This is a genomic window from Planktotalea frisia (assembly GCF_001890925.1).
GTDB classification, from domain to species: Bacteria; Pseudomonadota; Alphaproteobacteria; order Rhodobacterales; family Rhodobacteraceae; genus Planktotalea; species Planktotalea frisia.
In genome coordinates this window covers 44,936-70,513 of record NZ_MLCB01000186.1, presented here as the reverse complement: position 1 = coordinate 70,513, position 25,578 = coordinate 44,936, and the positions used below count along the sequence as shown (strand labels likewise).

The window sequence follows — 25,578 nt, the reverse complement described above, 5'->3', positions numbered from 1 at the left end:
TTTTTTCTAGCGATGACTAGAGATGCGACAAGGCATTTTGGCAAGGTCCATTTTATGGGCGCACGTGCTGAGATGAGCTTGCAATTCTTTGACCCTGGCGACTTAATGCCATCAAACAAAAGGGGCAAAGCGTGCGCGAAACTTACGATATAGCCGTGATTGGCGCAGGCATTGCAGGGGCGTCGGTTGCTGCCAACTTAGCGCAAAGGGGTGTACGCATCGCATTGTTAGAGATGGAAAGCCAACCCGGCTACCACACCACAGGGCGATCTGCCGCGATATATTCGCCTGTCTACGGGCCTGAACCGATCCGTGCACTGACGCGCGCATCGCTCGGATTTTTCAATACGCCACCGGATGGATTTACGAGCAACGCTTTGCTCAGTGTCCGAAATGCGTGTTTTCTTGCGCGTGAAGATCAGCTAGGCGATTTGGCCCATTTGCAAACCGAACTTGGCGATGCTCGAACGGTCACGCGCCTTGATCAAGAGCTGCTGCAATCACGCGTGCCGCTTTTGAAAGATGGCTACGCGGTTGCGGGGCTTTGGGATAGCGGAACCTCCGAAATCGACGTCGCTGCGCTGCATCAAGGTTATCTGCGTCAGTTTAAATTGAACGAAGGCACTGTGCGCACCAACTCAGCGGTTAAATCGATCAACAAAACGTCGAAGGGCTGGACGCTTTGCACCGCTCAAGGCGAGATTGACGCCGCGATTGTGGTCAATGCTGGCGGCGCTTGGGCGGATGTTTTGGGCGACATGGCAGGGGCAGAGCGTATTGGTTTGATACCCAAACGTCGAACGGCGGTGATCGTAGATGCGCCGGAGGGGTGTGATATCAGCGTGCTGCCTTTGACCGTGGATGTGCAAGAGCAGTTCTACCTCAAACCCGAAGCTGGAAAACTGCTCATTTCCCCAGCAAATGAAGACCCTGAAAGCCCATGCGATGTGCAACCCGATGAGATGGACATCGCGATTTGCGTTGACCGGATCGAGCAGGCATTTGACATATCAGTGCGCCGGATCGAGCGGTCTTGGGCCGGTTTGCGTAGCTTTGTCGCTGATAAATGTCCGGTTGCGGGGTTTTCAGCGCAAGTTGAAGGGTTCTATTGGCTCGCAGGGCAGGGCGGTTACGGCATCCAATCCGCACCTGCTTTGGCCCAGTATGCGGCGGCGGAAATCTTGGGCTTAGAGGTGCCGCAACATATCCTTGATGAAGGGCTTGATCCCGCCACTCTCAAACCAAACCGCGCTGGTTTGTTAGGCTAACGCAGGTCGCTCAGCGCGTCTGTGCCACCAGATTGCCAAGAGGGTAACTGTGATGGCTGGCATCCACAAAAGCTCTGCTTTCATCATGACGAGAACGGCCAAGGCAAGGCGCATGGCAACTTCCCAAGGCGCTAGTTTGCGTTTGTCAAAACCAGCGAGAGCCGATGAAATTAGGTAAAGCGCGACGACCAAACGCGCGAGCAAAAGCGCCAATGCACCCAGATACGTTTGACCGTCATACCCATCCAAATATTGCGCGCCTCCAGAGGCTTGCGGGTCGATGACCGCTTGCGGGATGAGCAAAAGCTCGGGATAGAATGCAAATATGAACGGTACAATAAACATTACGATCCCCGACTTCACTGCCGACACTGCCGTCGACATTGGCTCGGCCTTGGTGATGGTCGCCGCCGCGAATGCAGCGAGCGCGACAGGGGGCGTGATGGCGGATGCGACAGCAAAGTAAAAGATAAACATATGTGCGGTGAACAGGGACAAACCTAACCCCGCAAGCACGGGGCTCATCAGCAAAGCTGCGTTGATGTAGGCAGGCACAGCAGGCATGCCCATGCCGAGCAGGACGGCTAAGAACATCGTCATCAAAAGGGCGATGAATTGCAAGAAATACGACCCGCCACCGCCAAGGCTCAAGCTGTTGAGCCAAGCCAGAACATCAAGGGACAGAAAGACAGGTAGCCCCGTGAAAGAGAGGCAAAAGTCGATGATCGAAACCGCGAGGAACATCAGATAAAGCGTCGAGATCAGGATGCCTGCGTCCGCGAGCGCATCAACAATCTTGCGCGGTTTCGCGCGAACGTCGGGGTCCAAGAACAAGAGCGCGAGCAAAAGCATCACTGCCCACCAACCCGCTGATCCGGCTGAACCTGCGGAATTCTGGATAGCTTGTTGGAACCAACTTAGGCTTTGAACAGAGCACCCCGCATCTGTGAACGTGCGTTCCGCGCCAAATAACCCATCTAGCAAGCCACAGCCGACCGCGTCCTTTGGCGTTAGCAGCAACGTGAGGATCAAGAAGATGGGCCCGAAGATCATCATCAAGTTCCACCCGTCTTGACGCTCAAGCACCATGTCGTCGGTTAGTTCACCAATCGCTTCGATACCCTGTTTGCGCGATTGGAACATCGCCGACAGGAAAAGGCAGAAAAAGTAAGCAATCGCGGGGATTACGGCTGCCATGATCACGCTCGAATAGGGCACAGATGTGAGCGAGGCGAGCACGAATGCCGCGACGCCCATCACAGGGGGCATGATGGACCCACCGGAGGAGGCAGCCGCCTCGACCCCGCCGGCGAAGACTTTGGAGAAACCCCGTTTGAGCATCATAGGAATGGTAAGCACACCGGTCGAGAGCACGTTAACAATCGGGCCACCCGAAATGGTGCCAAACATCGCCGACGAAATGATTGCAGCATGCGCAGGACCACCGCGCAAATGGCGCGTCCATCGGAAGGCGAGTTTGATCAAGGAACGCCCTCCTGCGGAACTGCCAAAGAGCGAGCCAAGCACGAGGTAGGGAAAGATTGTGTTCAGGACGATGTCCATGAAGCGGCCCAGCAGACCCGAGGAATTATTCACCAACACATCGTGCACACGCGGTCTGCCATCGCTGAGCATGCGCGGTTCACCCGCGAGCTTGGTCACGAAATATTTGTTTATATCTTCAGCGCCGTAGACGTACCAAACCAGCACTGTGATAATCGTGTATGCTGCAATCAGGATCGCAACGATCACCAGTGGCAGGCCCCAGACTTTGACGTTGTAGGACAGAAACACAACAATCGCGAGGCCAACGATCAGCACCAACCAACCGCCCGTCGTGTTTACGCATTGGGGGTTTTCCACAGTCGTCACAGGCGGCAAACCAAGGCTTTCGTTGAACTCATTCGCGGCAGCTAGGCTTTCAGCGATCAATCGGGCACGCTCGCCAGTGATGCGGTCGATCAAGCAGACGGATTCAATTTCGATCAGATAGGTCAGCGAGATCGTTACCGCCATCGCCACCAAAGCAATGTCGAGCGCCAAACCAAAACCGCGCCTCGCGGGTGAGCGGTCTTTCCAATCGCGCCACATAGAGTGTTTCAGCGCAACAATGAGCATCATCAGAGCAAAGAAAAACGGGTAAAACCACTCGAACGGGAACTTGCGAAACTTGACACCGCTTTGCCCCCAAAGGGATGCTGCCAAGTCGTCATATCCAGGAATGCCGGGGGTGGAGTTGAGCAAGCCTATGATCACCATGCCCAGCGAAAGCGCATAGAGTAGCAGAAGCGCAAAACTACGTGGCGCTTTGGCGCTTGGATCAATGCTCGACATGGCAGGCCCTCAATAGAAAAAGGCCGAGCGCTAGAAAGGCTCGGCCACAGATTGCGCAGTTTTACTTGGCGCAATCAGGGATCGTGTAACCCGCGTCTTCCCATGCGGCGACCGCGCCGGGGTGGTATTTGATTGGGTTGTTGCCACACATATCGGTGATCGCTGGATCAACTTCGCCGTGCCACGTGCCCGGCATGAACGGCGCTTTCGCGTGATAGATCGGCTCGATGTTCTTAATGAACGCCGCAGTGAGTGACTTGGCCAAATCGAAGTCCATGTTCACGTTGACGATATCCGCGCCGACCGTTGCAGGACCACGGAATGTGTCGTCCTCTGAGACGATTGTGATACCTTCGCCATAGCCCATTTCTGCGACAGGTATGGAAAAGGAAACTGTGCCCGGAAGTTTGGCGACATTGGCAAAAGCATCGCTCTCGTAGATCTCTTTAGACACCGAAAAGATGCTCATCTTGCCAGACGAAAGACCCGCGGTGACACGTGGGTCTGGGAAAGCCATTGGCAAAACAAACGCATCAGCCGATCCGTCCTGGATCGTTTTCACCGCTTGGCCCCAGTTTACCTGAATGCCTGTGTATCCTGTGCCCTCATCCAGACCTGCGTTGGTTTTGATCAACAAACGTGCGTTGGTCAGTGCCGCTCCGCGTGGGGGACCGTTAAAGATTGTCTTGCCTTCAAGCCCGTCCCAGCCGCCGATGCCTGCGCTGTCATAGGCGAAAAGGCCCTGAACAGAGATGCGATAGGTATAGAGCGCTACAAGGTTTCCTGCGAGCTCTGCGCCAGTGTCTTTACCAAGCTTGGCATAAGGACCGACGCCGCGTGAGAGCAAGAACGGCAGGATGTAGGGTGCCGCTGCGATATCGGATTTTCCCTCTGCCACGTTCTGCACAGAGTTTGTAAGCGTTTGGCCAGACGTGACCTGAATGTCTGCGACGCCTTCTTTGGCGGCAGCTTCGGACAGCGAAATGATCGAGATACCGGGGGTTGTGTTTGGCGCGGCTGTTTCAGCTGTCAAAATGCTCTGCGCATGCGCGCCGCTTGCTAAAAGAAATGTCGCGGTGACAGCCGCGAAGAATTTTGATGACATGATGTGATCTCCCTAGATGGTGATTTTATTGGTTCTGTTGAGCTGCGCCTTTTTACTTTGCGCTTCACTCTAGTTTATGTCGTTTTAACCGATATAAAAGAAAAAAAATCGATAATTGGAGTCTTCGATGTCTGATGCGGCGCCTGAACTGAAGCTTTTTGTCTCTCCAAACAGTTGCGCGCGCGTGCCGACCATCGCCTTGGAAGAGATCGGCCTACCGTTCGAGACAGAGTTGGTCAGTGTCATGGCAAACCAGCAAAACTCGCCGGAGTATTTAAAGATTAACCCAAAAGGCAAAGTGCCTGTTTTGCTCATTGAGGGCGCGCCTTTGACGGAAAACGTGGCGATCTTGAGCTGGCTGAATGCCACTTTTCCCAAGGCTCATCTTTTGCCAAAACCAAACAGCACCATTGAAGCTTACTATCAAACCGCTGATCTGTCGTTCTTTTCCGCAACCGTGCATCCGCTCGTCACACGTGTCGCGATGCCGTTAAAATTCATCGATGACGCAGAGCTTTCTTTTGAAATTGTGCGCCCTAAAGCGACCAAAGATATGCGGGTCGTCATGGCAATGGTCAACGCGCGTCTTGAGAATGGCCCTTGGTGGTATGGCGATCAATGGTCTGTGGTGGATGGGTATCTCTTTTGGGTGTGGTCACGTATCACCGGGATTGGTTTTGAGCAGGATGATTTCCCGAACATCCGCGCGCATTGTGACTTGATGAACGCGCGCCCTGCGGTGCAACGTGTTCTGGCGCGTGAGGCGATGAATGTGGAACTGCTTAAGTCTCAGGGGCTCTATAAAGCGCCGCACTAAGTTGCGAGAATGTCGAAGGAACAAAGAGAAATGAATGTACTTTGGATAATGGCGGATCAACTGCGTTGGGACTACCTCAGTTGCTATGGTGCCAAGCATATCGACACGCCCAATATCGACAATCTCGCCGCAAAAGGCGTGCGGTTTAATAAAACCTACGTGCAATCGCCGATCTGTGGTCCCTCAAGAATGAGCTTTTACACGGGGCGTTACCCGCGCTCGCACGGTGCGACGTGGAATGGCTTTCCTCTGCCTGTGGGCACGCCGACATTAGGAGATCATCTACGTGAGATTGGCGTCACCAGCTCGCTTGTCGGCAAAACGCATATGACAGCGGATGTGGATGGGATGCGCCGTCTTGGAATTGATCCCGACAGCAAGATTGGTTCGTTGGTAAGCGAAGGTGGTTTCGAGGTCTTCGTGCGCGATGATGGCACCAATGCGGTGACTTACAAGAACCGCCACGCGGAAGACTACGATGCCTATCTGCGCGCGCATGGCATGGGGGGCGACTCTCCTTGGGAAGAGTGGGCAAATACTGCGATTGGTGCGGATGGAAAGAAGAAATCAGGTTGGCTGCTAGAGACGGCCCCGCTGCCTGCGCGCGTTCCCAAAGAGCACTCAGAAACAGCTTGGCTCACCACACGCGGGATCGAGTTTATGCAGCAGCAGGGCGATGATCCGTGGCTCTGCCATCTGAGTTACATCAAGCCACATTGGCCCTACCTCGCGCCAGCGCCCTACAATGACATGTATACCGCCGACGATCTGCCTGACGTGAACCGTCGCGACAATGAGCATGATCATCCATTGATGCAGCAATGGGAAAAGACCCGCATTTGCGAGAATTTCTCGCGCAAAGACGTGCGGGATATGGTGGCACCGGTCTATATGGGCTTGATCAAGGAGTTGGACGACAATCTCGGGCGGCTCTTTGAATATCTCGAAACCAGCGGGCGCATGAAGGACACGATGGTCGTGTTTTGCTCTGATCACGGGGACAACATGGGCGATCATTGGCTGGGTGAGAAGGATCTGTTTTACGATTGCTCGGCGCGCATTCCGCTGATTGTTTATGATCCGCGCACCGCTGCGGATGCCACGCGCGGCACGTCTAGCGATGCGCTGATTGAGGGGATCGATCTTGCACCTACGTTCCAGGATTTTTTTGAAGGTCCGGCCAAACCGCACATCTATGAAGGGCGTTCGCTAGAGCCGCTTTTGCATGGCAAAGATGTGCAATGGCGTGATCACTGCATTTCTGAGTATGACTATGCAACCCGCGATGCGCGGCGAATGGTTGGTGTGGATCAATTGGATGCGCGGCTTGTGATGGTCTTTGATGGGCGCTGGAAATACGTGCATGTTGAGACCATGCGCCCGATGCTGTTCGATCTTGAGAATGATCCTGATGAATTGCACGATCTCGGTGCTGATCCGGCGCATACAGAGCAGGTCGCGCGCCTGAAAGAGCTGCATTTTGATTGGACGCGGCAGCATCATCAGCGCATTACACGCCCCGCCGCAATTGTTGAGGCGATGACAGATGATCGTGAGCCCGAGGGCATTTACATCGCGCATATCGATCAGGCCGGGCTTGAAGACCAAGGCCTTAAAATGCCGCCGCATATTGACGCTTAGGGCTTAGGTAAGCCCCAGTTTCGCGGTGATCTGATCAAAGCAAGCGGAGACGTCATGGGGCGTCTTCGCCGTAGCGGCCACATAAAAATCAGGGCGTATGATCGCGTAGTTACCATCCACCTCGTGCATCCATTTCGTATAACTGTCGTCGAGCGTTTGCACATGGCACCCCTCAGGGCCGACAGACAGCACGCGACCGTTAAGTTGCGCAAACAGCTCGGACTGCTCAGGGCTTAACAATCCTTGTGTGCGCTGATCTATCGCAAGAATCATCCAGCTTTGCCCGACGGCCTGATCGAAACGATCCTCGATAGCGTTAAAGCGCACAAACCCTTGCGGAGAGAGTTCTCCCGCCCCAGCAGTGTCCTCACACCAAGCACCTATGCCGAGTTTCACCAAATCGCCTGTGATTGGCTGATGATTCCGTGCGTCTAGCTCTGCGATCATACGCGCGTCACGTTCAGCGGCTTTGTCGGGATCGGTGATGCAAATGATCTCGCCTAGGTCTTGGGAAAACTGGATGTAGTGTTTTGCATGCTCCATCCGCTCGCTCTCGTAGCTTTGCAGCACATCTTGGGGCAAGGAGCCGTCCAAGATGCCCGCCAAGCGCCACGATAAAGCGACCGCATCGCGCAAACCTGCGCACATGCCCTCGCCAGCAAAGGGGGGCATCAAATGGGCTGCATCGCCCGCAATCATGCAGCGATCTTGCACCCACTGTTTCGCCCATTTGGCTTGGAACTGATAAACGGCGCTGCGCTCTAGTTTTGCATTCTCAGGCGACAGGCCCCAAGGTTCGAGCAAGCGCCACGCGGCTTCGGGTTTGGCTATTTCATCACGATCTTCATCAGGCAAAAGCATGAATTCCCAGCGTCGACGACCCGGACCACCGGGCACAATCGTCGTGGGGCGCTTTGGATCGCAAAGCTGCCATTGCGCTGGGGAAGTTGTGTAAGCCTTATCGGGAATCATATCGAGGATGAGCCAGTCAAAGAAGTAGCCTTTGTCGATTTCTCCAATGCCAAGATGTTCGCGCACAAAGCTGTTCGCACCATCAGCGCCCACCAGAAAGCGCGCGCTCAAGGCTTGATGCTCTGCGCTTTTCGCCGTGTCACTCATACGGATGTGCACGGCATCGGCGTCTTGCGTGACGTCGTTCACAGTCCAGCCGCGTAGAATGGTGATCGACGGGATGTGGCTTGCCATCTTGATCAGGCGTGCTTCAAGTTCGGGTTGGTTGAACCAATAGGTCACGTGCCAGCCCGAGGGAGCGAGGCTTTCCCAATCGACGATTTGTAAATCCAAAAGGTCTGCGTTTTTCCAATAATACAGCTCTTTGTGGTTCTCGAACGCAGGGTCATCGTCCACGTTGATTCCCAAAGTCGCCAAGATACGTGCAACTTCTGCATCCATCGTGACAGCACGCGGGCGGTCGTAAATATCGGGCCAACGCTCAACGAGCGTAACTTTGATTCCGTGCTTGCTGAGTAATATTGCAAGTAAAAGGCCGACAGGGCCGGCGCCGACAATCGCGATGTCAGCATCAGGCAATTGAGTAGTTGTGCTTTGCATTCAAGCGTCCATTTGGCTGCTGAGATAGTTGCCCGTATTGCGATAGTGATCAATCAACAAGCGGGCCGCAAGATCGGCGTCACGTTTGAGTGAGGCCTCTAGGATCTCTTGATGTTCATTCTGCACGCTGCGTGTGCGATAGCGCGGACCACGCGCCGCAAGATTGCGGTAGCGGATGTTGAGATCATAAAGCTGCGCACAGTAGCGTTCGAGCATAGGCATATTCGCATTGGCCAAAAGTGCCATGTGAAAGGCCTTATGCGCTTCCTCAAAGCCGTTATCGCCTTTTTGCGCAGCCTTTTTCATGCGGTGATGTGCCAGAACAAGTTGCTCTTCCCAACTGCTATCAGCGCCCGCAAGCGAGGCACGCAGCGCCTTTTCTTCAAGCATACACCGCAGCGCAAGAATTTCTTCAAAATTGGCTTTGCTCACAGGGGCTGCGCGAAATCCACGTTGATCAATCCGCTCGACGAGCATGTCGGACGTCAAAAGGCTTAACGCTTCGCGCACGGGGCTGGCCCCTGTATCAAGCAAGCTGCGCAACTCTTCGATTTTGAGCTTTTGTCCAGGTGGCAAGTCACCCGTTAGGATCATATCGCGCAACCGCAAGTACGAACCGTGGGTCGCGGATCGGTCTTTGGTCAAAGGGTTCGGCATAACATTCATGAGGATGTCCTCGGATGGGATTGCAGCACAGATCGGCGCGCAGGCTAGGCGAGGGTCGTGCCACCTGTCGATAGACCGACGCTCAGACTGAATGACCCTTCATTTATCATCCAACGGCGCAAAATAAAGGTGCGTGCGCCTGATTTGTGCATTGGATCGCCTTCGGCCAAAGCGCGCGCAGCCTCAAGACTGTCCGCGCGGTAGATGATCAAGCCAACGCCTTGCATATGATCACCGCTTTCGTCCGACATAGGGCCAGCAAAAGCAAGTTGCCCAGCACGCTCAAGCTGCGCTTGATAAGCCAAGTGATCCGGTAGGTTCGCCTTTACATCTTCGGGGGCCATCGCAGGTGTGGAATGCGCTGCGTAGAGCTCCAACGCCAACGCGCCGCGCTCTTTCGCTTGTGATTTATACTCTGCCCAAGCAACCATTTTGGTCCCCTTATAAAATATCGATATTAATTGACAGTAGTCAGGATTGTCGGCAGAAATCAAGAGAACAGACAAGGACGCTGCTTATGAAATACCTCGTTGGGGAAACGGCTGAAGGATCGGCTGTATTTGCTGTCACTGGCGAAAATGCTGTGAATCTGACAGCTCTGGATCCAAATGTCGGGTCTGATCTGATGGGGGTTATTGAGGCAGGCGGGCTGAGCGATTCTGTTGCGGCGCAGATCGTTGATGCGCCAAAAGTTGCGATTTCCTCGATCACGCCCGCGCTTCCAGTAGCCTCTCCTAGTGCGATCATTTGCGTTGGTTTGAACTACACGGATCACATTAAAGAGGGCGGTTACGACATTCCTGAGTACCCCGCCTTGTTCATGCGCTCTAAGGCGTCGATTATGGCGGCGGGCCAGCCAATGGTGCGTCCGTCTTGTTCTGAAACGCTCGATTACGAAGCTGAGTTGATGTTGATCATCGGCAAAGGCGGTCGTCACATTTCAGAAGCAGATGCGCTGGATCACGTGTTTGGCTACACGGTGTTTAACGATGGCTCTATCCGTGAATACCAGCGCAAGACACATCAATGGACGCCCGGTAAGAATTTCGACAACACGGGTGCGATTGGCCCTTTTGTTGTGACCCCTGATGAAGTGCCTGAGGGCGCTGCGGGTTTGACCATAGAGAGCCGTGTAGGTGCGGAAATTCTGCAAAACTCCAACACCGCGAATATGATTTGGGACGTGCGCAAGATCATTGCAATTGTCTCTGAATACACCACACTTGCGGCGGGTGACATGATTGCGATGGGCACGCCTCCTGGTGTGGGGCACGCGAAAAAGCCAGGGCCACGTTGGTTGAAGCCAGGCGAAACCGTAGAGATTGAAATTGAAGGCATCGGCATTTGTGCCAGCCCCATCGTCGATGAAAAGGATATGACAGTATGAGCGCACCGACAGGCGCAGACCTAGACGCCTTGTGTGCGACAGCACAGCAGGGTCATCGCGACCTTCGTGGGCGTATTGAACGCCTCTCGGATGATGCGATTGATCTAATCTTGCGTGAGGCGCGTTCGCATTACGCGTGGACGGACAAGCCTGTCCCTGATGCGATGCTCGAAGAAATCTACGACATTGTAAGCAACGGCGCGACGAGCATGAACACATGCCCCGCGCGCATCGTGTTCGTGAAGAGCGCTGAGGGTAAAGAACGTCTCGCCAAGACTATGAAGCCGATGAATGTTCCAAAGATGATGGGCGCGCCTGTCACGGCGATTATTGCACATGATCTGAACTTTTATAATGATCTGCCGTTCCTCTTCCCGCATGAGGACCGACGCAAATTGTTCGAGGGCAAAGATGCGTTCATCGCAGACACAGCCTATCGCAACGGCACGCTTCAGGGGGCCTATCTGATGATTGCTGCGCGGGCGCTGGGATTGGACGTGGGCGCGATGTCTGGTTTTTCCAACGCTGACGTCGATGAAGGATTTTTTGCAGGCACCTCGCTCAAATCGAATTTTCTATGCAATATTGGCTATGCGGATGAGTCTGCGTTATTCCAAAAACTACCACGCTTTTCGTTCGATCAAGTCTGCTCATACGCTTAAAGGACCAGCCGCATGGCTATCAAGATGAAGACCGTAGTGACCTATCGTGCCAAGGCCGAATGCCCGACGCACTCGCGTACGGAAATTCCAGTGCGGGACTTGAATGTGGTGATCGACGAGCCGATCGAGCGCGATGGAACTAATCTGGGTCCGACCCCGACCGAGGCCGCAATGACCGCTTTAATCGCCTGTACCAATGTGATCGGCCATAAATGCGCACATCGCTTAGGGGTCGCTTTAGGCGAGGTCACGATCGATGCAGATTGCAAGTTCGACCGTCGTGGCGTGATGATGCAAGAAGAGATCGACGTTCCCTTTCCTGAGATCACTTTGAACGTGAATTGCAAAACGGACGCGTCGCAGGATGCGCTGACAAAGGTTGGCGTTGAAACAGCAAAGTTTTGCGCCATCGCCAAGCTGTTTACATCGGCGGGGACTGATCTGACAGTGAATTGGATAAAGATATACTGATATAAAAAAGAGCGAAAATGCTCACATGTTTCTGGGAGGAAAACACATGAAAAGCTGGACCAAAAAAGGAATGATGGGTGCCGCGCTTGCGACTGCGATGGCACTGCCCGCAGCAGCGCAAAAAAGCGTGTCAGCAGTTGTGATCGATGGCTACCCGGCGCGCGCGCTTTGGGTGAAAGAGTTCACCAACTTCTTCATTCCCGAGGTCGACAAGCGCCTCGCAGAGACCGGCGAATACAAGATGAGCTGGCAGGAAAACTACGGTGGCTCCATCGTGAAGCCGCGCGGCGTTCTCGAAGGCGTTCAGCTTGGTCTCGGTGACATCGGTATCGTCACAACGATCTTCCACAGTTCCAAATTGCCAAGCCAGGGCATTTCTGGCTCAACACCCTTCATCGCCTCAGATGCGCGCGCGGTTGCCAAGGCCGTGGACGAAATCGCGCGTGAATTCCCTGCCATGCAGAACGAATTCGCAGCACAGAACCAAGTCTATTTGGCAACGGGTGTTGTGCTCGACAGCTACCAGATGTTCTGCACGTCCGAAGTGTCGTCCATTGCTGATCTTGAAGGCAAAAAGGTTGCAGGCGCAGGTCTGAACTTGCGCTATCTCGAGGGTATCAAAGACGCAGCAGGCGTGCGTGGTGGTCTGACGGACTTCTACAACATGCTGCAAACCGGTCTTGTGGATTGTGGAATGCTCTGGCCAGAAGCGGCGAAGACTTTCAAAATTGCCGAAGTTGCGCCCTATATGCTCAAAGCAGACCTTGGCGCTGTGAACTCAAAGACAATTACAGTGAACGCAGACTACTGGGCGAAACTGCCTGATGGCGTCAAAGATGTGTTGAAAGCGGTTGCGATTGATTACCGTGACCACGTTGCTGGTATTGCGATGGACCGCGCTGCGGCTTCTGAAGCGGCCTATGTCGAAGGCGGCGGTAAGATCATTGACGTTTCGTCTGAGGATCGCGCAGCTTGGGCAAATGCGATGCCAAATATTGCGGCTGAGTGGGCGACGACCCTGAACGACAAGGGCGAAGATGGCACAGCAATGCTCGCAGCTTACATCGGCAAGCTGAAAGACGCGGGCTACGAGGGCGTTCGTGATTGGACGGCTGAATAAAGGGATCGGCGATCAGGGATTAACCAAGCTATGCTAAAAACAACGCTGGCGAGGATTACCCGGATCGCCAACCTCGCGGCAATCGCTTCCAACGCCTTAGGCACGCTTGTCGTTCTGGCGTTGGTGGTGGTTCTGAACGTCGACGTCATTGCACGCGGCGTTTTTTCATCGCCTATCAAGGGCACCTACGAGATGGTGCAATTTTCTGTGGTGATGATCGTCTTTCTACAGCTCGCAGACGTGGTGCGCGTGGATCGTTTGACCCGATCTGACGGCTTTCTCAACCTGCTCGGTCAACGCAGCCCCAACATGGCAGCCAATATGCGCCGGATCATCAACGCGCTTTCGGCAATCTTCATGGGGCTGATCGCCTACATCACATTCCCCGAGTTTTTACACATGTGGGACACGCAAGACTACTTCGGCGTGCCGGGCCTGTTCACGCTGCCTTGGTGGCCTGTGAAATTGGTCTTTTCTTTCGGCACAGCATTGGCCTGTCTGATCTTTGTTCTGAAGGTCATCACGGCTGTTGATCGTCCACACCTCGAAGCGGCAAAAAGCGAGAACAACACATGACCCCCATCGAGATCGGCCTCATCTCGGTCGTTGCCATCGTCTTTCTGATCTACTCGGGCGTCTACATCCCAATCGCGCTGGGCATGGTGTCGTTCGTGTCAATCTGGCTGATGCGGGACAACTTTACGCTCGCCCTGAACCTACTCAAGATCGCCGTTGGCGACAGCGCTATGGAGTATTCGTTCGCGACTATCCCGTTATTCACCTTCATGGGCCTCATAGTCTCAAAAGCGGGGCTGGGGCGCGATATCTATGAGGTCATGACAATGCGCTTTCGCAAGGTCAAAGGTGGGATCGGCATGGCCACCGTGGGCGCGAATGCTGTGTTCGCCGCCGTCACAGGCTCCTCCATCGCTTCCGCTTCGGTTTTCACCAAAGTCTCTGTTCCGCAGATGATGGCGCAGGAATATAACAAGAGCTTCGCTGTTGGCGTTGTTGCGGGCTCATCAGTGCTTGGAATGATCATTCCACCCTCTGCGATGTTGATCATCTATTCGTTCGTGTCCGAGCAATCCGTAGGCGATATGTTCCTCGCAGGTGTGATCCCTGGTATCCTGTTGGCCATCGCCTATGTGGGCGCGATCTGGTTCATGGGCCGTTTCACTCCGAATTTCGTGGGTGGTCGCATTGTGGAAGATACCGAATGGATGACGAAGCGCGAAGTCGCCTCGAAAACGCTGCCGACGCTTTTGCTGATCACGATTGTTCTGGGTGGTATCTACACCGGCTGGATGACCGCCGTAGAAGCAGGCGCTACAGGCGCACTCGTCGCTCTGATTATCGCGATTGTGCGTCGCTCTATGTCGCTCAAAGGGTTCTGGGAAGCACTGCTTGAAACCGGTCACATCACCGCTGCGATCCTGTTTTTGATCACCGCCGCGTCGATCTACAGTCGCATGCTCGGCCTTGCAGGGTTACCTAACCAACTGCAAGATATCCTTGCTGGCAACTCAGCATCTTTTTGGACCATCATGTTGCTCTATGTTTTGCTGATGCTCTTTCTCGGCACGTTGCTCGACACAGCCTCTATCATCCTGATCGTTGTACCGCTGTTCTTGCCAATGATCGAAGCGATGGATCTGTCGCTTATCTGGTTTGGCATCATCACAGTCGTTGGCGCTGAAATTGGTCTACTCACACCGCCGCTCGGCATATCGTGTTTCGTGATCAAATCGACGATCGATGATGATCGCATCTCGCTCAAGGACGTCTTCATGGGCGCGCTGCCCTTCGCCCTTGTCATGCTCATCGTTTTGTTTATCCTCATCGAATTTCCAATACTCAGCCTCGCCCTCATCTAAGGAGCCATCCCATGCGCACAGTCACCAAAGACAATATCACCGACGTTTTCATGGGCTATGTGTCAAAGGACACGGACCCGCGAACGCGCGAAATTATCGGGTCGTTGGTGCAGCATTTGCATGACTTCGCCCGCGAAACAAAGCTGACCCATGAAGAGTGGCGCGCAGGGATTGCTTTCCTTGAGGGCTGCGCCGCGATCGAGACCGAGGACCGCCATGAATTTGTGCTCGCCTCTGATGTGTTAGGAATGTCGTCCTTGATCGACATGATCAATTCTAGCGAGGACGCGACAAGTTCATCTGTGTTGGGGCCATTCCATGTTTCCGGTGCGCCTCCGCTTGCCTATGGCGGGGATATGAAACGCCACTACGGCGGGCCAATGTTGCTTGCAGAAGGGGTGATCAAGGACACCGCTGGCAACCCGATTGCCGGTGCTCAGATCGATATCTGGCAGACAGCGCCCAATGGGCTTTATGCGAGCCAGGACCAAGAGCAGGACACCTATTCTTTCCATGGTCTGATGACGGTTGGCGAGGATGGCAAATACGCGTTTACGACGGTGAAACCTGTGGAATATACGGTACCGTCCGACGGTCCTGTTGGCGACATCCTACGCGCCTGCGGCCGTCATCCATGGCGTCCATCGCACCTGCACTACATCGTGACAGCGCCGGGGTTTCAGCCCCTTGTGACCGAAATTTTCCCCGATGACGATCCGTATCTGGACCAAGACACGGTCTTTGGCGTGCGCAACGATTTGGTGATGACCTATGTGGAAAAGCCCGCATCGGAGTTTCCTGAGGGCATGGAAGTGTCTGGCAAAGTGACAGAAAACTTTCTCCAAGTGACGTTTGATGTCACACTCGCGCCCAAGGCATAACACTCGGACTTAGCACAAAGGATAGGTATATGGTTGATATCACCACGGACGTTCTCATCATTGGCACAGGTCCTGCAGGATCATCGTCAGCTGCGCTTTTGTCGAGTTACGGGATCGAGAATGTGGTGATCAATCGCTATCGCTGGCTGGCCAACACACCGCGTGCGCATATCACCAACCAACGCACGATGGAGGTGCTGCGCGATCTCGGCCATGAGGTCGAACAAGAGGCATATCTTTTTGCCACCGAGCAAGAGTTGATGGGCGAGAACGTCTTTTGCGAAAGCCTCGCAGGCGAAGAGATAGGTCGTATGAAAAGCTGGGGCACGCATCCCCTGTCCAAAGCCGAACATCTGATGAGCAGCCCGACGTTTATGAACGATCTGCCGCAAACCTTCATGGAACCCTTGCTGTTCAAGACCGCTTGTAAGCGCGGCAGCAACGCGCGGATGAATACTGAATATTTGCGCCACGTTCAGGATAGCGACGGCGTGACGACGACCTGCCTGGATCGTATGACCGGCAAGGAAATCACTATTCGCTCGAAATACCTGATCGGCGCAGATGGGGGCAATTCGCTGGTGGCTGAACATGAAGACCTGCCGATTGCGGGCAAGATGGGTGTCGGCGGCTCGATGAACATCCTGTTCAAAGCGGACCTGAGCAAATACGTCGCGCATCGTCCGTCGGTTTTGTACTGGGTGATGCAGCCCGGTGCAGATGTAGGTGGCATCGGCATGGGCCTTGTGCGGATGATCCGCCCTTGGAACGAATGGCTGATCGTTTGGGGCTACGACATCAATGAACCAGCACCTGTGGTGGATCAGCAAATGGTGACCGATGTGGCGCGCCAATTGGTCGGTGATCCAGGGCTCGAGATCGAACTTCTAAGCGCCAACACATGGACCGTGAATGATGCATATGCGGAGCAACTCTCGAAGGGGCGCGTCTTTATCATGGGTGATGCGGCGCACCGTCATCCGCCCTCAAACGGGCTTGGCTCGAATACCTCTATTCAGGATGCGTTCAACCTGTGCTGGAAGCTTGCAAGCGTGCTGAAAGGGCAGGCGGGCCAAGCCCTGCTTGAGAGCTACAACACGGAGCGTGCACCAATAGCCAAGCAGATCGTAACGCGCGCAAACCAATCCATCGGTGAGTTTGGCCCTATCTTTGAAGCGCTCGGTATGACTGGTGGTAGCGACATCGACAATATCAAAGCTAACATGGATGCACGGTGTGGAACTGACCCACAGGCCGAAGCGCAACGCGCCGCTTTGAATGCGGCGATTGCGTTTAAGAAGTATGAGTTTGATGCGCATGGTATCGAGATGAATCAGCGCTATGCATCCGATGCAATTGTGACGGACGAGCAGGTGGAACCTGCGTTCGCCAAGGATGAGGTGCTGCATTACCAACCGACAACATGGCCAGGGGCACGCATTCCGCATGCTTGGGTTTTTGATGCGATTGGCGGCAAACACTCGACGCTAGATCTGGTCGGTGGGGGCAAGTTCACTTTGCTAACGGGACTTGGTGGTGAAGCTTGGTGTGAGGCTGCGAAAGCCGTTGGCGATGCTTTGGGCATTGAGATCGTGTGTCACGTCATTGGTCCTCGTCAAACCTACGTGGATCACACCGGAGACTGGGCGCGCACCCGCGAGATTGGCGACGCTGGCTGCGTTTTCGTGCGCCCCGATCAGCATGTGTGCTGGCGCAGTGACGCGCTGAGCGTTGATCCTAAAGCAGACCTCAAGCGCGTGATGATCAGCATTCTCGCGCTCTAGAAATATACAAATAATAAGGGCCAAAATGGCTGCAACTTGGAGGAAGATATGAAGATTACGAAACTCAGACATCCCACGCGTCGCGGCTTTTTGGCGGGGACCGCTGCCGCTGTTGCCGCGCCAGCGATCATCTCTGGCACGCGTGCGTATGCGCAAAACAAAACGCTTAAAGTCGGCTTTGTCAGCCCTAAAACGGGACCTCTCGCGGGTTTTGCTGAGGCGGATGATTATGTGCTTGAGGGCATTCGCAAGACCTTTTCGGGTGGCCTTGAAAACAACGGCTCGAGCTGGAACGTTGAGATTATCACGCGCGACAGCCAGTCCAATCCGAACCGCGCTGCTGAAGTTGCCGCCGATTTGATCCTTGGCGATGAAGTCGACATCATGCTCGCCGCTGCGACACCTGACACGACAAACCCCGTCGCGGATCAATGCGAGATTAACGAAGTGCCGTGCATCACCACCGATGCGCCTTGGCAGCCCTATTTCTTTGGCCGTGGCGGCAATCCTGCGGAAGGGTTCCAGAGCACCTATCACTTCTTTTGGGGTCTTGAAGACGTCATTGGCGTCTTTCTTGATATGTGGGGCCAAAGCGGTGTCGCGAAGAATGTCGGTGGTCTGTTCCCGAATGATGCGGACGGCAATGCTTGGGGAGATCCGAAACTTGGCCTGCCACCTGCGCTTGCCGGTGCGGGCTATAACCTCGTTGATCCGGGTCGCTACCAGCCGCTTTCGGATGACTTCTCTAACCAGATTGCAGCTTTCCGTGATGCAGGTTGCGAAATCGTCACAGGCGTGATGATCCCGCCGGACTTTGGCACCTTCTGGTCGCAAGCTGCGCAGCAAGGCTTCGCGCCGAAAGTCGTCACAGTGGGCAAAGCGCTGCTTTTCCCGACCGTGATCGACAGCTATGGTGATCGTGCAGATGGTTTGACCTCGGAGGTCTGGTGGTCGCCACATCACCCCTTCGCGTCCTCGCTTGATGGTACAACGGCGAAAGACCTCGCAGGGGGGTATACTACCGCGACTGGCCGCCCTTGGACCCAGCCGATTGGCTTTAAACATGCGCTCTTTGAGGTGGCTGCGGATGTGATCAAACGTGCCGAGGATCTTGAAGACTATGAAGCAATCACAGCGGCGATTGCCGCCACGAAGCTCGACACGATTGTCGGCACTGTGGATTGGTCCAATGGTCCTGTGAAAAACGTTTCCAAAACGCCGCTCGTTGGCGGGCAATGGCAGAAAGAGGGCGACACGTTTGATCTCAAGATCGTCGCTAACTCTGCGCATACCGATATTCCACTCACGGGTGAGCTGAAGCTCATTTAAGCGGATCGGTTGCGGCGGGCGGTCTCGCCGCAACCAACTCTTTTGAAAGAACAAATGGCTCCAATTTTGCAACTTGATAAGCTGAGCAAAGCTTTCGGCGCGGTGACTGTCGCGGATGATCTGAGCTTTGGTTTGAACAGCGGCGAGGCGCTTGGTGTCATCGGTCCCAATGGCGCGGGCAAGACGACGATGTTCAACCTGATCACCGGTACGCTTGCACCCGACAGTGGCGCGATTCTGTTTGAAGGTGAAAACGTCACCAAACATTCCGCTGCGCGTCGGTGTCGTGCAGGCATGGCGCGCTCGTTCCAAGTGCCGCAGCCGTTTTCTGGAATGAGCGTGTTCGAGAACGCAATGGTTGCAGCGACCCAAGCGTCTGGATTGTCAGGGCAGGCAGCGGAACAGCTATGTCTTGATGTGCTGGATCAGACCGCGCTTTTGGACAAAGCAAATACGTTGGCGGGTAGTCTTACTTTGCTGGATCGTAAACGTTTGGAACTCACCCGTGCGCTCTGCGCCAAGCCCAAGCTTTTGATGCTCGACGAGATCGCGGGTGGCTTGACTGAAAGCGAATGCACGTCGCTCATTCAAACGATCAAAGACATTCATGCGAGCGGCGTATCGATTATCTGGATCGAGCATGTTGTGCATGCTTTAGTTGCCGTTGTTGACCGTTTGATCGTCATTGATTTTGGCTCCAAGATTGCCGAAGGCGCGCCAAAAGAAATCATGGCCAGCCCAGAAGTGCAGGAAATTTATCTGGGGATCGAAATAGATGCCTGAACCGATCCTATCGCTCAACCGTCTCGAGGCGCACTATGGCGATTTCCAAGCGCTTTATGGCGTTGATTTGGAAATGCACGAGGGCGAAGTCCTTGCGATCATTGGTGCAAATGGCGCAGGTAAAACGACTTTGTTGCGCTCTGTGTCAGGTCTAATGTCCAACGCGGCGGCGCAGGTCGTTTATTGCGGCACGCCAATCGGGGCGCTTAGAGCCGATGAGATCGCAGCACTCGGCATCGCTTTGGTGCCAGAGGGTCGCCAGCTTTTCCCATCGCTTTCCGTCGAAGAAAACCTGCTGATTGGCGGTCGGCTGAACCGCGAAGGGCCATGGTCGTTGAGCGCCGTGTTCGAGCTGTTCCCTGTTCTCAAAGAACGCCGCGCTTATCCGTCAACGGCTCTCTCAGGCGGGCAACAGCAGATGGTCGCTATTGGTCGCGCGCTCATGTCAAACCCTGATTTGATCTTGTTCGATGAAATCTCGCTCGGTCTTGCACCGGTCATTATCAAATCCATCTACGACGCACTTCCGGGCATTGTCGGCGACGGCATGTCGGCGGTGATTGTGGAACAGGATATCTCCAAAGCGCTGTCTGTCTCTGATCGCGTCTATTGCTTGATGGAGGGGCGCGTGTCGCTCGAAGGGCCATCTGCAAACATTAGCCGCGAGGCGATCAGCCGCGCGTATTTCGGGGTGGCATAGATGGATTGGGTGAATGCGATTGTCCAAGGCACCTTGCTCGGAGGGCTCTACGCGCTCTTCGCCGCAGGGCTTTCGCTGATTTTTGGGGTGATGCGCTTGGTCAATATTGCCCATGGTGATCTGATCGTCTTGGGCGCCTATTTGGGTCTGACGGTTGTCATGGCGACTGGCTTGCACCCGTTGCTGGCGCTGGTTTTTGTTGTCCCGACGATGGCGGCGATCGGCTATGTGTTACAACGCGGGATCCTGAACAAGACTCTCGGCGACGATATTTTGCCGCCGCTTTTAGTGACCTTTGGCCTGTCCGTGATCCTGCAAAACCTGTTTCTCGAGGGCTACACTGCTGATCCACAAAAGATGAACGCTGGCGTGCTTGAAACCGCAAGTGTGAGTGTTGGTGGGCTGTCCTTGGGTGTTTTGCCGCTGCTCACCTTTGCGATTGCGGTCGCTGTCATCGCTGGGTTGCAATTCATCTTTTATCGCACGCCTTTGGGCCGCTCTTTCCGCGCCGTTTCGGACAATCAAGAAATCGCGCAACTGATGGGGTTGAACAAACGCCACATCTTTGGCCTTGCCATGGCGCTCGCGCTGGCCGTGACGGCGATTGCGGGGATTTTGCTCGGCATCCGTACAAGTTTTGATCCGACGGCAGGCGGAGCGCGTCTGATCTATGGGTTTGAAGCGGTGATCATTGGCGGTTTAGGCAATCTTTGGGGCACGCTGATCGGCGGGGTCATCTTGGGGGTTGCACAGACGGTCGGTGCGAAGATCGACCCGGGTTGGCAATTGCTCGCGGGGCATATCGCGTTTTTGGTGGTGCTGGCGATCCGTCCTAACGGCCTTTTCCCGAGGGTGAGCGGATGAGCAACCAAACACATAGTATTTCGCGCACGTCCCAAGCGGCACGCGTTGCTGGCGTTCTTGGGGCTTTGGTTTTGATGGTCTTGATCGCGGCACCTTGGTGGGCAGGGCGCGCGGACATGCGGCTCATGGGCGAGCTTTTCCTCTACCTTGCACTTGCGAGCCTTTGGAACCTGATGGCGGGCTATGCGGGACTGGTTTCTGTGGGACAGCAAGCTTACGTGGGATTCGGCGGTTACATGTTGTTCGCGCTGACGATTTTTGGCGGCTTGCACCCTTTATACGCGATTGCAGGGGCAGGGGTTCTTGGGGCTTTGATCGCAATCCCAGTTGCCACGCTAATCTTTCGTTTGCGCGGAGCCTATTTTGCGATCGGTACATGGGTGATTGCCGAAGTGTTTCGATTGTCCTTCGCACAAATATCCGCACTCGGCGGCGGCTCAGGATCGTCGCTGCCTGTTGGCATTGTGCGCTCGCTTGCGAGTTCCAGATCGGGGCGCGAAAGCTTGGCTTATTGGATGGCTCTTGGTGCTGCAGTGACCGCAATCACAGTTGTTTATTTGCTGCTGCGCTCGCGCAGAGGCCTCGCGTTAACGGCAATTCGCGACAATGAGCTCGCGGCGGGGTCGCTCGGCATCGACATTTGGCGTACCAAATTCGTGGTCTATGTGGTCGCGAGCGGTTTGACTGCAATGCTTGGCGCTTTGATCTTTTTGCAAAAGTTGCGGATCTCACCGGATGCTGCGTTTTCGGTCAATGATTGGACGGCTTTTGTGATCTTCATCGTCGTGATCGGTGGGATTGGTACGATTGAAGGGCCAATCATCGGCACGCTCATATTCTTTGCCCTGCGCGAGACGTTGGCAGATCTTGGCACGACCTATCTGATCGTGCTGGGTATCGTGGCGATAGTGGTGATGCTGAAAGCGCCTAAAGGCGTGTGGGGCTTTATCGTGGAGCGGTATGACATGCAGCTTTTTCCGCTGCGGTATCGGGTGAAGTTGAATGATCAAGCGAAGCGTTAAGGGCGCATTTTCTTTTCAGTGATGATGGTGCTTACCCCTGCTTTTCGTGGTCCAAATACGGAGTGCAATCTATGAGCCGTTTTTCTGCAAACCTCGGGTTCTTGTGGACAGAGCTGCCTCTGTCTGACGCTATCCGTGCTGCGAAAGCGGCGGGCTTTGCTGCTGTAGAACTTCACTGGCCTTATGATACCCCAGCGCAAGATGTGAGAGCGGCGCTCGATGAAACAGGCTTGCCGGTTCTTGCATTGAACACTCGCCGTGGGGATGTCGCGGCTGGCGAGTACGGAGTGTTCGCGTTGGTTGGTCGCGAGGATGAAGCGCTTGCCGCGATATCACAATCAATAGCCTATGCAGGTGTTATAGGCGCAGGTGCGATCCATGTAATGGCTGGGAACGCAAACGGTGCGGAAGCACGTGAGACGTTTGTGCGTAACCTAAAAGTGGCTTGTGAAATGGCGCGTGGGCATGATCTCACGATCTTGATCGAACCTTTGAACGGCTTTGATGCGCCCAACTATTTCTTGCGTGACACGGCGCAAGCGGAGCAGATTATCCACGAATTGAACGCACCCAATTTGCGGCTGATGTTTGATTGCTATCATGTCGGTCGGACGGAGAGCCAAGTCGGTGCACAGCTCGAGAGGTTGATGCCGATCATTGGTCATATCCAATTCGCCTCTGTTCCTGATCGCGGTGCGCCGGATCAGGGGGAGGTGGACTACAAGGTCATTTTCAAACAGATCGATGCGCTGGGATGGGACAGGCCATTGGGTGCAGAATACAAACCCCTTGGCCTAACAGGTGAAAGTTTGAACTGGATGACAACCCTAGGCTAGCCCACGCACAGAGTGATCATTGGTGATGTTGGATTTCATAGGATGAATGTGGCTGAGGTTTCGTGTGCTAAAGCTACTTTAAGCTTCAAAACGATGTCCAAAGGGCGATGCCTACGACGACCAACAGTGCCAGTGCCATACCGATGTTTATCGCACGTTGACGGTTTTGCGAAAGATTGAGGCTGCCAATTTTCGCGCCAAACGCAAGCCATGCCAAATGAACAGGCAGCCATATGCAGTTGAACACAATCAGTTTTAGTACGACTTCAACAAAGGGGCTTTCTGGCAGGAAAATGAATCCCGAAAAGAGCGTTGTGCTGACAACGTAAGCTTTGGGGTTGATGAATTGTAGCATGAGACCGTTTTTGAACCCGAGCGGCGTTTGTGCGGGTGCAAACCCAACCTTCGCCCCAGCGCTCGCGATGCGCCACGCGAGGTAGAGCAGATAGGCCACCGATGCGACAAGCAATACGGTGCGCAAAGAAGGCACTGCCAGAACCAATGCCGCAACACCGGAAATGACAATCATCATATTGATGAAACCACCAAGCATCAGTCCGCCAACAAAGCTAAATCCAGCGCGATAGCCGAACGCTGCGCCAATCCCCGCAGTTGTCAAAACACCGGGGCCGGGGGTGATGAGCAGGAAAATAACCGCGATGATGAATTCAATCATGCTGTCACGCCTTTGCCATCACAGATGCGCGCATTCTGGGACAGGACTGATCACAGTTGCGTCTTTCAAATGCTGCAAGAGGTTATCAACCGTCAATGCCCCCATGGCCGCGCGTGTTTCCACCGTAGCGCTGCCCACATGCGGTAGCAAAACTGTGTTTGATAAATCGCGCAGCGCTTGAGGGACGTTTGGTTCCGCCTCAAACACATCCAGACCTGCCCAGCCCAAAGCCCCACTTTGCAGCGCTTCTATTAGTGCGGTCTCATCCACGACAGAGCCGCGACTGACGTTGATCAAGGTGCCGTTTGGGCCAAGCGCCTCCAGCACTTCTTTGTTGACGATCTTATGCGTTGAGGGGCCACCAGGGGTGATGCAGATCAAGACATCACAATCCAAGGCCATTGCGGTCAGATTGTCATAATAGGTGTATGTCACGTCCTTTTTGGTGCGGGAATGATAGAGGATCTTGGCGTTCCAAGGGGCAAGCTTTTTTGCAATCTCGTGGCCGATGCGACCCAAGCCCAAGATGCCAACAGTTTGATTGTCCGCGCTGCGGGTCAGCGGTGGATTACCCTCAGTGTCCCAAGTGCCTGATCGCACGTAAGCGTCGTCACGTAGCAATTCGCGGTAGCATGCGAGCATGAGTAAGACAGCAGTGGTCGCGACTTCTGCGTTCAGTACGTTTGGTGTATGTGTGACGTAAATTCCACGGCGTGCAGCGGTGTCAGCATCAATCGCGTCATAGCCAACGCCATTGCTACTGATCAGCTTGAGATTGGTGAGCGACGCCATGAGTTCTGGATCAATCCCGTCATGACCGTTGGTCATCACATGGGTTATTTTTTCAGGTTCAAATGCGTCGAGCTGGCGGATCGTAAACGCGGATTCCAGCCGCGCTTTCATCACTTCTGTTAGACCCCCAATTTGCAACAGATCAGGCATCTTGATCGACGTTTTGGCGCTGGTGCCCCAAACCTTCGATGGTGAGGTCCATCACATCGCCTTTCTTCAGGTAGATTGGTTCCGGCTTGATGCCCATGCCGACACCGGGCGGTGTGCCCGTCGTGATCACATCACCCGGATGAAGGGTAAAGAGCTGGCTCAGGTGTTCAATGATTTCTGCCACTGTGAAGATCATCGTCGATGTCGTGCCAGTCTGCATGCGCTTGCCGTTGACGTCGCAAGTCATATTGAGGTTCTGAGGGTCACCCACTTCATCGCGGGTCACCAGCCATGGACCTGTTGGCCCGAAGGTGTCGCAGGATTTGCCTTTGGTCCATTGACCCGTCAGGTTGTTTTGAAAATGTCGCTCGGAGACATCGTTGACGATGCAATAGCCAGCGACATAATCGAGCGCGTCTTCCTTGCTCACGTATTTCGCTTCTTTGCCGATAACGACGCCGAGTTCGACCTCCCAATCTGTGTGTGTTGATCCGCGAGGCATGACAACATCATCGTAAGGGCCAACGATTGCAGAGTTCGCTTTGAAAAACAAAATTGGATGCTTGGGAATGGCCGCGCCTGTTTCTGCCGCATGGTCAGAGTAGTTCAGGCCAATGCACAAAAACTTGCCAATATTGCCGACGCAGGCACCGATGCGCTGTTCGCCCTCAACAATTGGTAAATCGGCTGGATCGAGCGCGCGTAACTTGGCGAGCGTTACATCATCAAGCGTGTCACCCGTGATGTCATCCACATGTCCAGAGAGATCGCGTAGCAGGCCTGCGTTATCCAAAAGCCCGGGTTTTTCAGCGCCAAGCGCGCCATAACGTAGAAGTTTCAT

Annotated in this window: 25 protein-coding genes; 17 read left to right on the top strand and 8 right to left on the bottom strand. The window is 54.4% G+C overall.

Annotated features, from left to right (window positions below; all coding sequences use genetic code 11):
• The first annotated feature begins 131 nt into the window (after positions 1–131).
• Positions 132–1,268: an NAD(P)/FAD-dependent oxidoreductase gene (locus PFRI_RS17405; protein ID WP_072631975.1), complete on the top strand. Its 1,137-nt coding sequence runs from the start codon at positions 132–134 to the stop codon at positions 1,266–1,268.
• On the opposite strand, the gene PFRI_RS17400 is transcribed toward PFRI_RS17405, so the two are convergent.
• Both PFRI_RS17400 and PFRI_RS17395 read right to left on the bottom strand, forming a co-directional pair.
• Positions 1,260–3,602: a TRAP transporter permease gene (locus PFRI_RS17400; RefSeq protein WP_072631974.1), complete on the bottom strand. Its 2,343-nt coding sequence runs from the start codon at positions 3,600–3,602 to the stop codon at positions 1,260–1,262. The two genes, PFRI_RS17405 and PFRI_RS17400, sit on opposite strands and share 9 nt — an antisense overlap.
• A gap of 61 nt (positions 3,603–3,663) precedes the next feature.
• Complete coding sequence (locus PFRI_RS17395) at positions 3,664–4,707, bottom strand: TAXI family TRAP transporter solute-binding subunit (protein WP_072631973.1); 1,044 nt, start codon at positions 4,705–4,707, stop codon at positions 3,664–3,666.
• 127 nt (positions 4,708–4,834) lie between these two features.
• Between PFRI_RS17395 and PFRI_RS17390 the strand changes: the two genes are divergently transcribed.
• The gene (locus tag PFRI_RS17390; RefSeq protein ID WP_072631972.1) at positions 4,835–5,524 is read left to right on the top strand and encodes a glutathione S-transferase family protein; all 690 of its coding nucleotides are present in this window, start codon (positions 4,835–4,837) and stop codon (positions 5,522–5,524) included.
• A 30-nt stretch (positions 5,525–5,554) separates the two neighbouring features.
• Positions 5,555–7,165 carry an alkaline phosphatase family protein gene (locus PFRI_RS17385; protein WP_072631971.1) on the top strand — a complete coding sequence of 537 codons (1,611 nt, stop codon included), beginning with the start codon at positions 5,555–5,557 and terminating at the stop codon, positions 7,163–7,165.
• Positions 7,166–7,168: 3 nt separating this feature from the next.
• Here the strand turns inward: PFRI_RS17385 and mhpA are convergent, their stop codons facing one another.
• From mhpA to PFRI_RS17370, 3 genes are read right to left on the bottom strand one after another with little or no spacing between them, the layout of a single operon-like run.
• Positions 7,169–8,737, bottom strand: a complete 1,569-nt coding sequence (mhpA, locus tag PFRI_RS17380) for a bifunctional 3-(3-hydroxy-phenyl)propionate/3-hydroxycinnamic acid hydroxylase MhpA (protein ID WP_072631970.1) — start codon at positions 8,735–8,737, stop codon at positions 7,169–7,171.
• Positions 8,738–9,403, bottom strand: a complete 666-nt coding sequence (locus PFRI_RS17375) for a GntR family transcriptional regulator (RefSeq protein ID WP_072631969.1) — start codon at positions 9,401–9,403, stop codon at positions 8,738–8,740.
• Positions 9,404–9,447: 44 nt separating this feature from the next.
• Positions 9,448–9,834, bottom strand: coding sequence for a YciI family protein (locus PFRI_RS17370; protein ID WP_072631968.1), 387 nt, complete (start codon positions 9,832–9,834; stop codon positions 9,448–9,450).
• A gap of 86 nt (positions 9,835–9,920) precedes the next feature.
• Here PFRI_RS17370 and PFRI_RS17365 point away from each other — a divergent pair, with 86 nt between their 5' ends.
• The 14 genes from PFRI_RS17365 (at position 9,921) to PFRI_RS17300 (ending at position 23,119) form a co-directional block, all read left to right on the top strand.
• Complete coding sequence (locus PFRI_RS17365; RefSeq protein WP_072631967.1) at positions 9,921–10,790, top strand: fumarylacetoacetate hydrolase family protein; 870 nt, start codon at positions 9,921–9,923, stop codon at positions 10,788–10,790.
• A complete protein-coding gene (locus PFRI_RS17360) occupies positions 10,787–11,452 on the top strand; it encodes a malonic semialdehyde reductase (RefSeq protein WP_084649747.1) in 666 nt (221 codons plus the stop codon). The genes PFRI_RS17365 and PFRI_RS17360 overlap by 4 nt, the downstream gene beginning before the upstream one ends.
• A 12-nt stretch (positions 11,453–11,464) precedes the next feature.
• Positions 11,465–11,923: an OsmC family protein gene (locus tag PFRI_RS17355; protein WP_072631966.1), complete on the top strand. Its 459-nt coding sequence runs from the start codon at positions 11,465–11,467 to the stop codon at positions 11,921–11,923.
• A gap of 46 nt (positions 11,924–11,969) precedes the next feature.
• The gene (locus tag PFRI_RS17350) at positions 11,970–13,043 is read left to right on the top strand and encodes a C4-dicarboxylate TRAP transporter substrate-binding protein (protein ID WP_072631965.1); all 1,074 of its coding nucleotides are present in this window, start codon (positions 11,970–11,972) and stop codon (positions 13,041–13,043) included.
• Positions 13,044–13,073: 30 nt separating this feature from the next.
• Positions 13,074–13,619, top strand: coding sequence for a TRAP transporter small permease subunit (locus PFRI_RS17345; RefSeq protein WP_072631964.1), 546 nt, complete (start codon positions 13,074–13,076; stop codon positions 13,617–13,619).
• The gene (locus tag PFRI_RS17340; protein WP_072631963.1) at positions 13,616–14,920 is read left to right on the top strand and encodes a TRAP transporter large permease; all 1,305 of its coding nucleotides are present in this window, start codon (positions 13,616–13,618) and stop codon (positions 14,918–14,920) included. The genes PFRI_RS17345 and PFRI_RS17340 overlap by 4 nt, the downstream gene beginning before the upstream one ends.
• Positions 14,921–14,931: 11 nt before the next feature.
• The gene (locus PFRI_RS17335) at positions 14,932–15,801 is read left to right on the top strand and encodes a dioxygenase family protein (protein WP_072631962.1); all 870 of its coding nucleotides are present in this window, start codon (positions 14,932–14,934) and stop codon (positions 15,799–15,801) included.
• Between the two features lie 29 nt (positions 15,802–15,830).
• Positions 15,831–17,585, top strand: coding sequence for an FAD-dependent monooxygenase (locus tag PFRI_RS17330; protein WP_072631961.1), 1,755 nt, complete (start codon positions 15,831–15,833; stop codon positions 17,583–17,585).
• Positions 17,586–17,633: 48 nt separating this feature from the next.
• Positions 17,634–18,914 (top strand): ABC transporter substrate-binding protein, encoded by a 1,281-nt coding sequence (locus tag PFRI_RS17325; RefSeq protein WP_072631960.1) that lies wholly within the window; start codon positions 17,634–17,636, stop codon positions 18,912–18,914.
• A gap of 54 nt (positions 18,915–18,968) precedes the next feature.
• Positions 18,969–19,697 carry an ABC transporter ATP-binding protein gene (locus PFRI_RS17320; protein WP_072631959.1) on the top strand — a complete coding sequence of 243 codons (729 nt, stop codon included), beginning with the start codon at positions 18,969–18,971 and terminating at the stop codon, positions 19,695–19,697.
• Complete coding sequence (locus tag PFRI_RS17315; RefSeq protein ID WP_072631958.1) at positions 19,690–20,397, top strand: ABC transporter ATP-binding protein; 708 nt, start codon at positions 19,690–19,692, stop codon at positions 20,395–20,397. Before PFRI_RS17320 ends, PFRI_RS17315 begins: the two co-directional genes overlap by 8 nt.
• Positions 20,398–21,261: a branched-chain amino acid ABC transporter permease gene (locus tag PFRI_RS17310; RefSeq protein WP_072631957.1), complete on the top strand. Its 864-nt coding sequence runs from the start codon at positions 20,398–20,400 to the stop codon at positions 21,259–21,261. It begins immediately after the preceding gene.
• Positions 21,258–22,283, top strand: coding sequence for a branched-chain amino acid ABC transporter permease (locus PFRI_RS17305; RefSeq protein WP_072631956.1), 1,026 nt, complete (start codon positions 21,258–21,260; stop codon positions 22,281–22,283). The genes PFRI_RS17310 and PFRI_RS17305 overlap by 4 nt, the downstream gene beginning before the upstream one ends.
• 71 nt (positions 22,284–22,354) lie before the next feature.
• A complete protein-coding gene (locus PFRI_RS17300) occupies positions 22,355–23,119 on the top strand; it encodes a hydroxypyruvate isomerase family protein (protein ID WP_072631955.1) in 765 nt (254 codons plus the stop codon).
• Positions 23,120–23,204: 85 nt separating this feature from the next.
• Here PFRI_RS17300 and PFRI_RS17295 read toward each other — a convergent pair whose 3' ends face one another.
• From PFRI_RS17295 to PFRI_RS17285, 3 genes are read right to left on the bottom strand one after another with little or no spacing between them, the layout of a single operon-like run.
• The gene (locus PFRI_RS17295) at positions 23,205–23,795 is read right to left on the bottom strand and encodes a LysE family translocator (protein WP_072631954.1); all 591 of its coding nucleotides are present in this window, start codon (positions 23,793–23,795) and stop codon (positions 23,205–23,207) included.
• A gap of 18 nt (positions 23,796–23,813) precedes the next feature.
• Positions 23,814–24,737 (bottom strand): 2-hydroxyacid dehydrogenase, encoded by a 924-nt coding sequence (locus PFRI_RS17290; RefSeq protein ID WP_072631953.1) that lies wholly within the window; start codon positions 24,735–24,737, stop codon positions 23,814–23,816.
• Entirely contained in the window at positions 24,730–25,578 is an 849-nt protein-coding gene (locus PFRI_RS17285; RefSeq protein WP_072631952.1) for a fumarylacetoacetate hydrolase family protein, read from the bottom strand. The genes PFRI_RS17290 and PFRI_RS17285 overlap by 8 nt, the downstream gene beginning before the upstream one ends.

Excerpts from the sequence above, each read along its gene's own strand:
- PFRI_RS17285 (WP_072631952.1), bottom strand. The coding sequence starts at position 25,578 with ATGAAACTTCTACGTTATGGCGCGCTTGGCGCTGAAAAACCCGGGCTT.
- PFRI_RS17395 (WP_072631973.1), bottom strand. The coding sequence starts at position 4,707 with ATGTCATCAAAATTCTTCGCGGCTGTCACCGCGACATTTCTTTTAGCA.
- PFRI_RS17310 (WP_072631957.1), top strand. The coding sequence starts at position 20,398 with ATGGATTGGGTGAATGCGATTGTCCAAGGCACCTTGCTCGGAGGGCTC.
- PFRI_RS17320 (WP_072631959.1), top strand. The coding sequence starts at position 18,969 with ATGGCTCCAATTTTGCAACTTGATAAGCTGAGCAAAGCTTTCGGCGCG.
- PFRI_RS17345 (WP_072631964.1), top strand. The coding sequence starts at position 13,074 with ATGCTAAAAACAACGCTGGCGAGGATTACCCGGATCGCCAACCTCGCG.
- PFRI_RS17355 (WP_072631966.1), top strand. The coding sequence starts at position 11,465 with ATGGCTATCAAGATGAAGACCGTAGTGACCTATCGTGCCAAGGCCGAA.
- PFRI_RS17390 (WP_072631972.1), top strand. The coding sequence starts at position 4,835 with ATGTCTGATGCGGCGCCTGAACTGAAGCTTTTTGTCTCTCCAAACAGT.
- PFRI_RS17300 (WP_072631955.1), top strand. The coding sequence starts at position 22,355 with ATGAGCCGTTTTTCTGCAAACCTCGGGTTCTTGTGGACAGAGCTGCCT.
- PFRI_RS17330 (WP_072631961.1), top strand. The coding sequence starts at position 15,831 with ATGGTTGATATCACCACGGACGTTCTCATCATTGGCACAGGTCCTGCA.
- PFRI_RS17335 (WP_072631962.1), top strand. The coding sequence starts at position 14,932 with ATGCGCACAGTCACCAAAGACAATATCACCGACGTTTTCATGGGCTAT.
- PFRI_RS17370 (WP_072631968.1), bottom strand. The coding sequence starts at position 9,834 with ATGGTTGCTTGGGCAGAGTATAAATCACAAGCGAAAGAGCGCGGCGCG.
- PFRI_RS17400 (WP_072631974.1), bottom strand. The coding sequence starts at position 3,602 with ATGTCGAGCATTGATCCAAGCGCCAAAGCGCCACGTAGTTTTGCGCTT.
- PFRI_RS17305 (WP_072631956.1), top strand. The coding sequence starts at position 21,258 with ATGAGCAACCAAACACATAGTATTTCGCGCACGTCCCAAGCGGCACGC.
- PFRI_RS17290 (WP_072631953.1), bottom strand. The coding sequence starts at position 24,737 with ATGCCTGATCTGTTGCAAATTGGGGGTCTAACAGAAGTGATGAAAGCG.
- PFRI_RS17350 (WP_072631965.1), top strand. The coding sequence starts at position 11,970 with ATGAAAAGCTGGACCAAAAAAGGAATGATGGGTGCCGCGCTTGCGACT.
- PFRI_RS17385 (WP_072631971.1), top strand. The coding sequence starts at position 5,555 with ATGAATGTACTTTGGATAATGGCGGATCAACTGCGTTGGGACTACCTC.
- PFRI_RS17365 (WP_072631967.1), top strand. The coding sequence starts at position 9,921 with ATGAAATACCTCGTTGGGGAAACGGCTGAAGGATCGGCTGTATTTGCT.
- PFRI_RS17315 (WP_072631958.1), top strand. The coding sequence starts at position 19,690 with ATGCCTGAACCGATCCTATCGCTCAACCGTCTCGAGGCGCACTATGGC.
- PFRI_RS17325 (WP_072631960.1), top strand. The coding sequence starts at position 17,634 with ATGAAGATTACGAAACTCAGACATCCCACGCGTCGCGGCTTTTTGGCG.
- PFRI_RS17295 (WP_072631954.1), bottom strand. The coding sequence starts at position 23,795 with ATGATTGAATTCATCATCGCGGTTATTTTCCTGCTCATCACCCCCGGC.
- PFRI_RS17375 (WP_072631969.1), bottom strand. The coding sequence starts at position 9,403 with ATGAATGTTATGCCGAACCCTTTGACCAAAGACCGATCCGCGACCCAC.
- PFRI_RS17340 (WP_072631963.1), top strand. The coding sequence starts at position 13,616 with ATGACCCCCATCGAGATCGGCCTCATCTCGGTCGTTGCCATCGTCTTT.
- PFRI_RS17360 (WP_084649747.1), top strand. The coding sequence starts at position 10,787 with ATGAGCGCACCGACAGGCGCAGACCTAGACGCCTTGTGTGCGACAGCA.
- mhpA (WP_072631970.1), bottom strand. The coding sequence starts at position 8,737 with ATGCAAAGCACAACTACTCAATTGCCTGATGCTGACATCGCGATTGTC.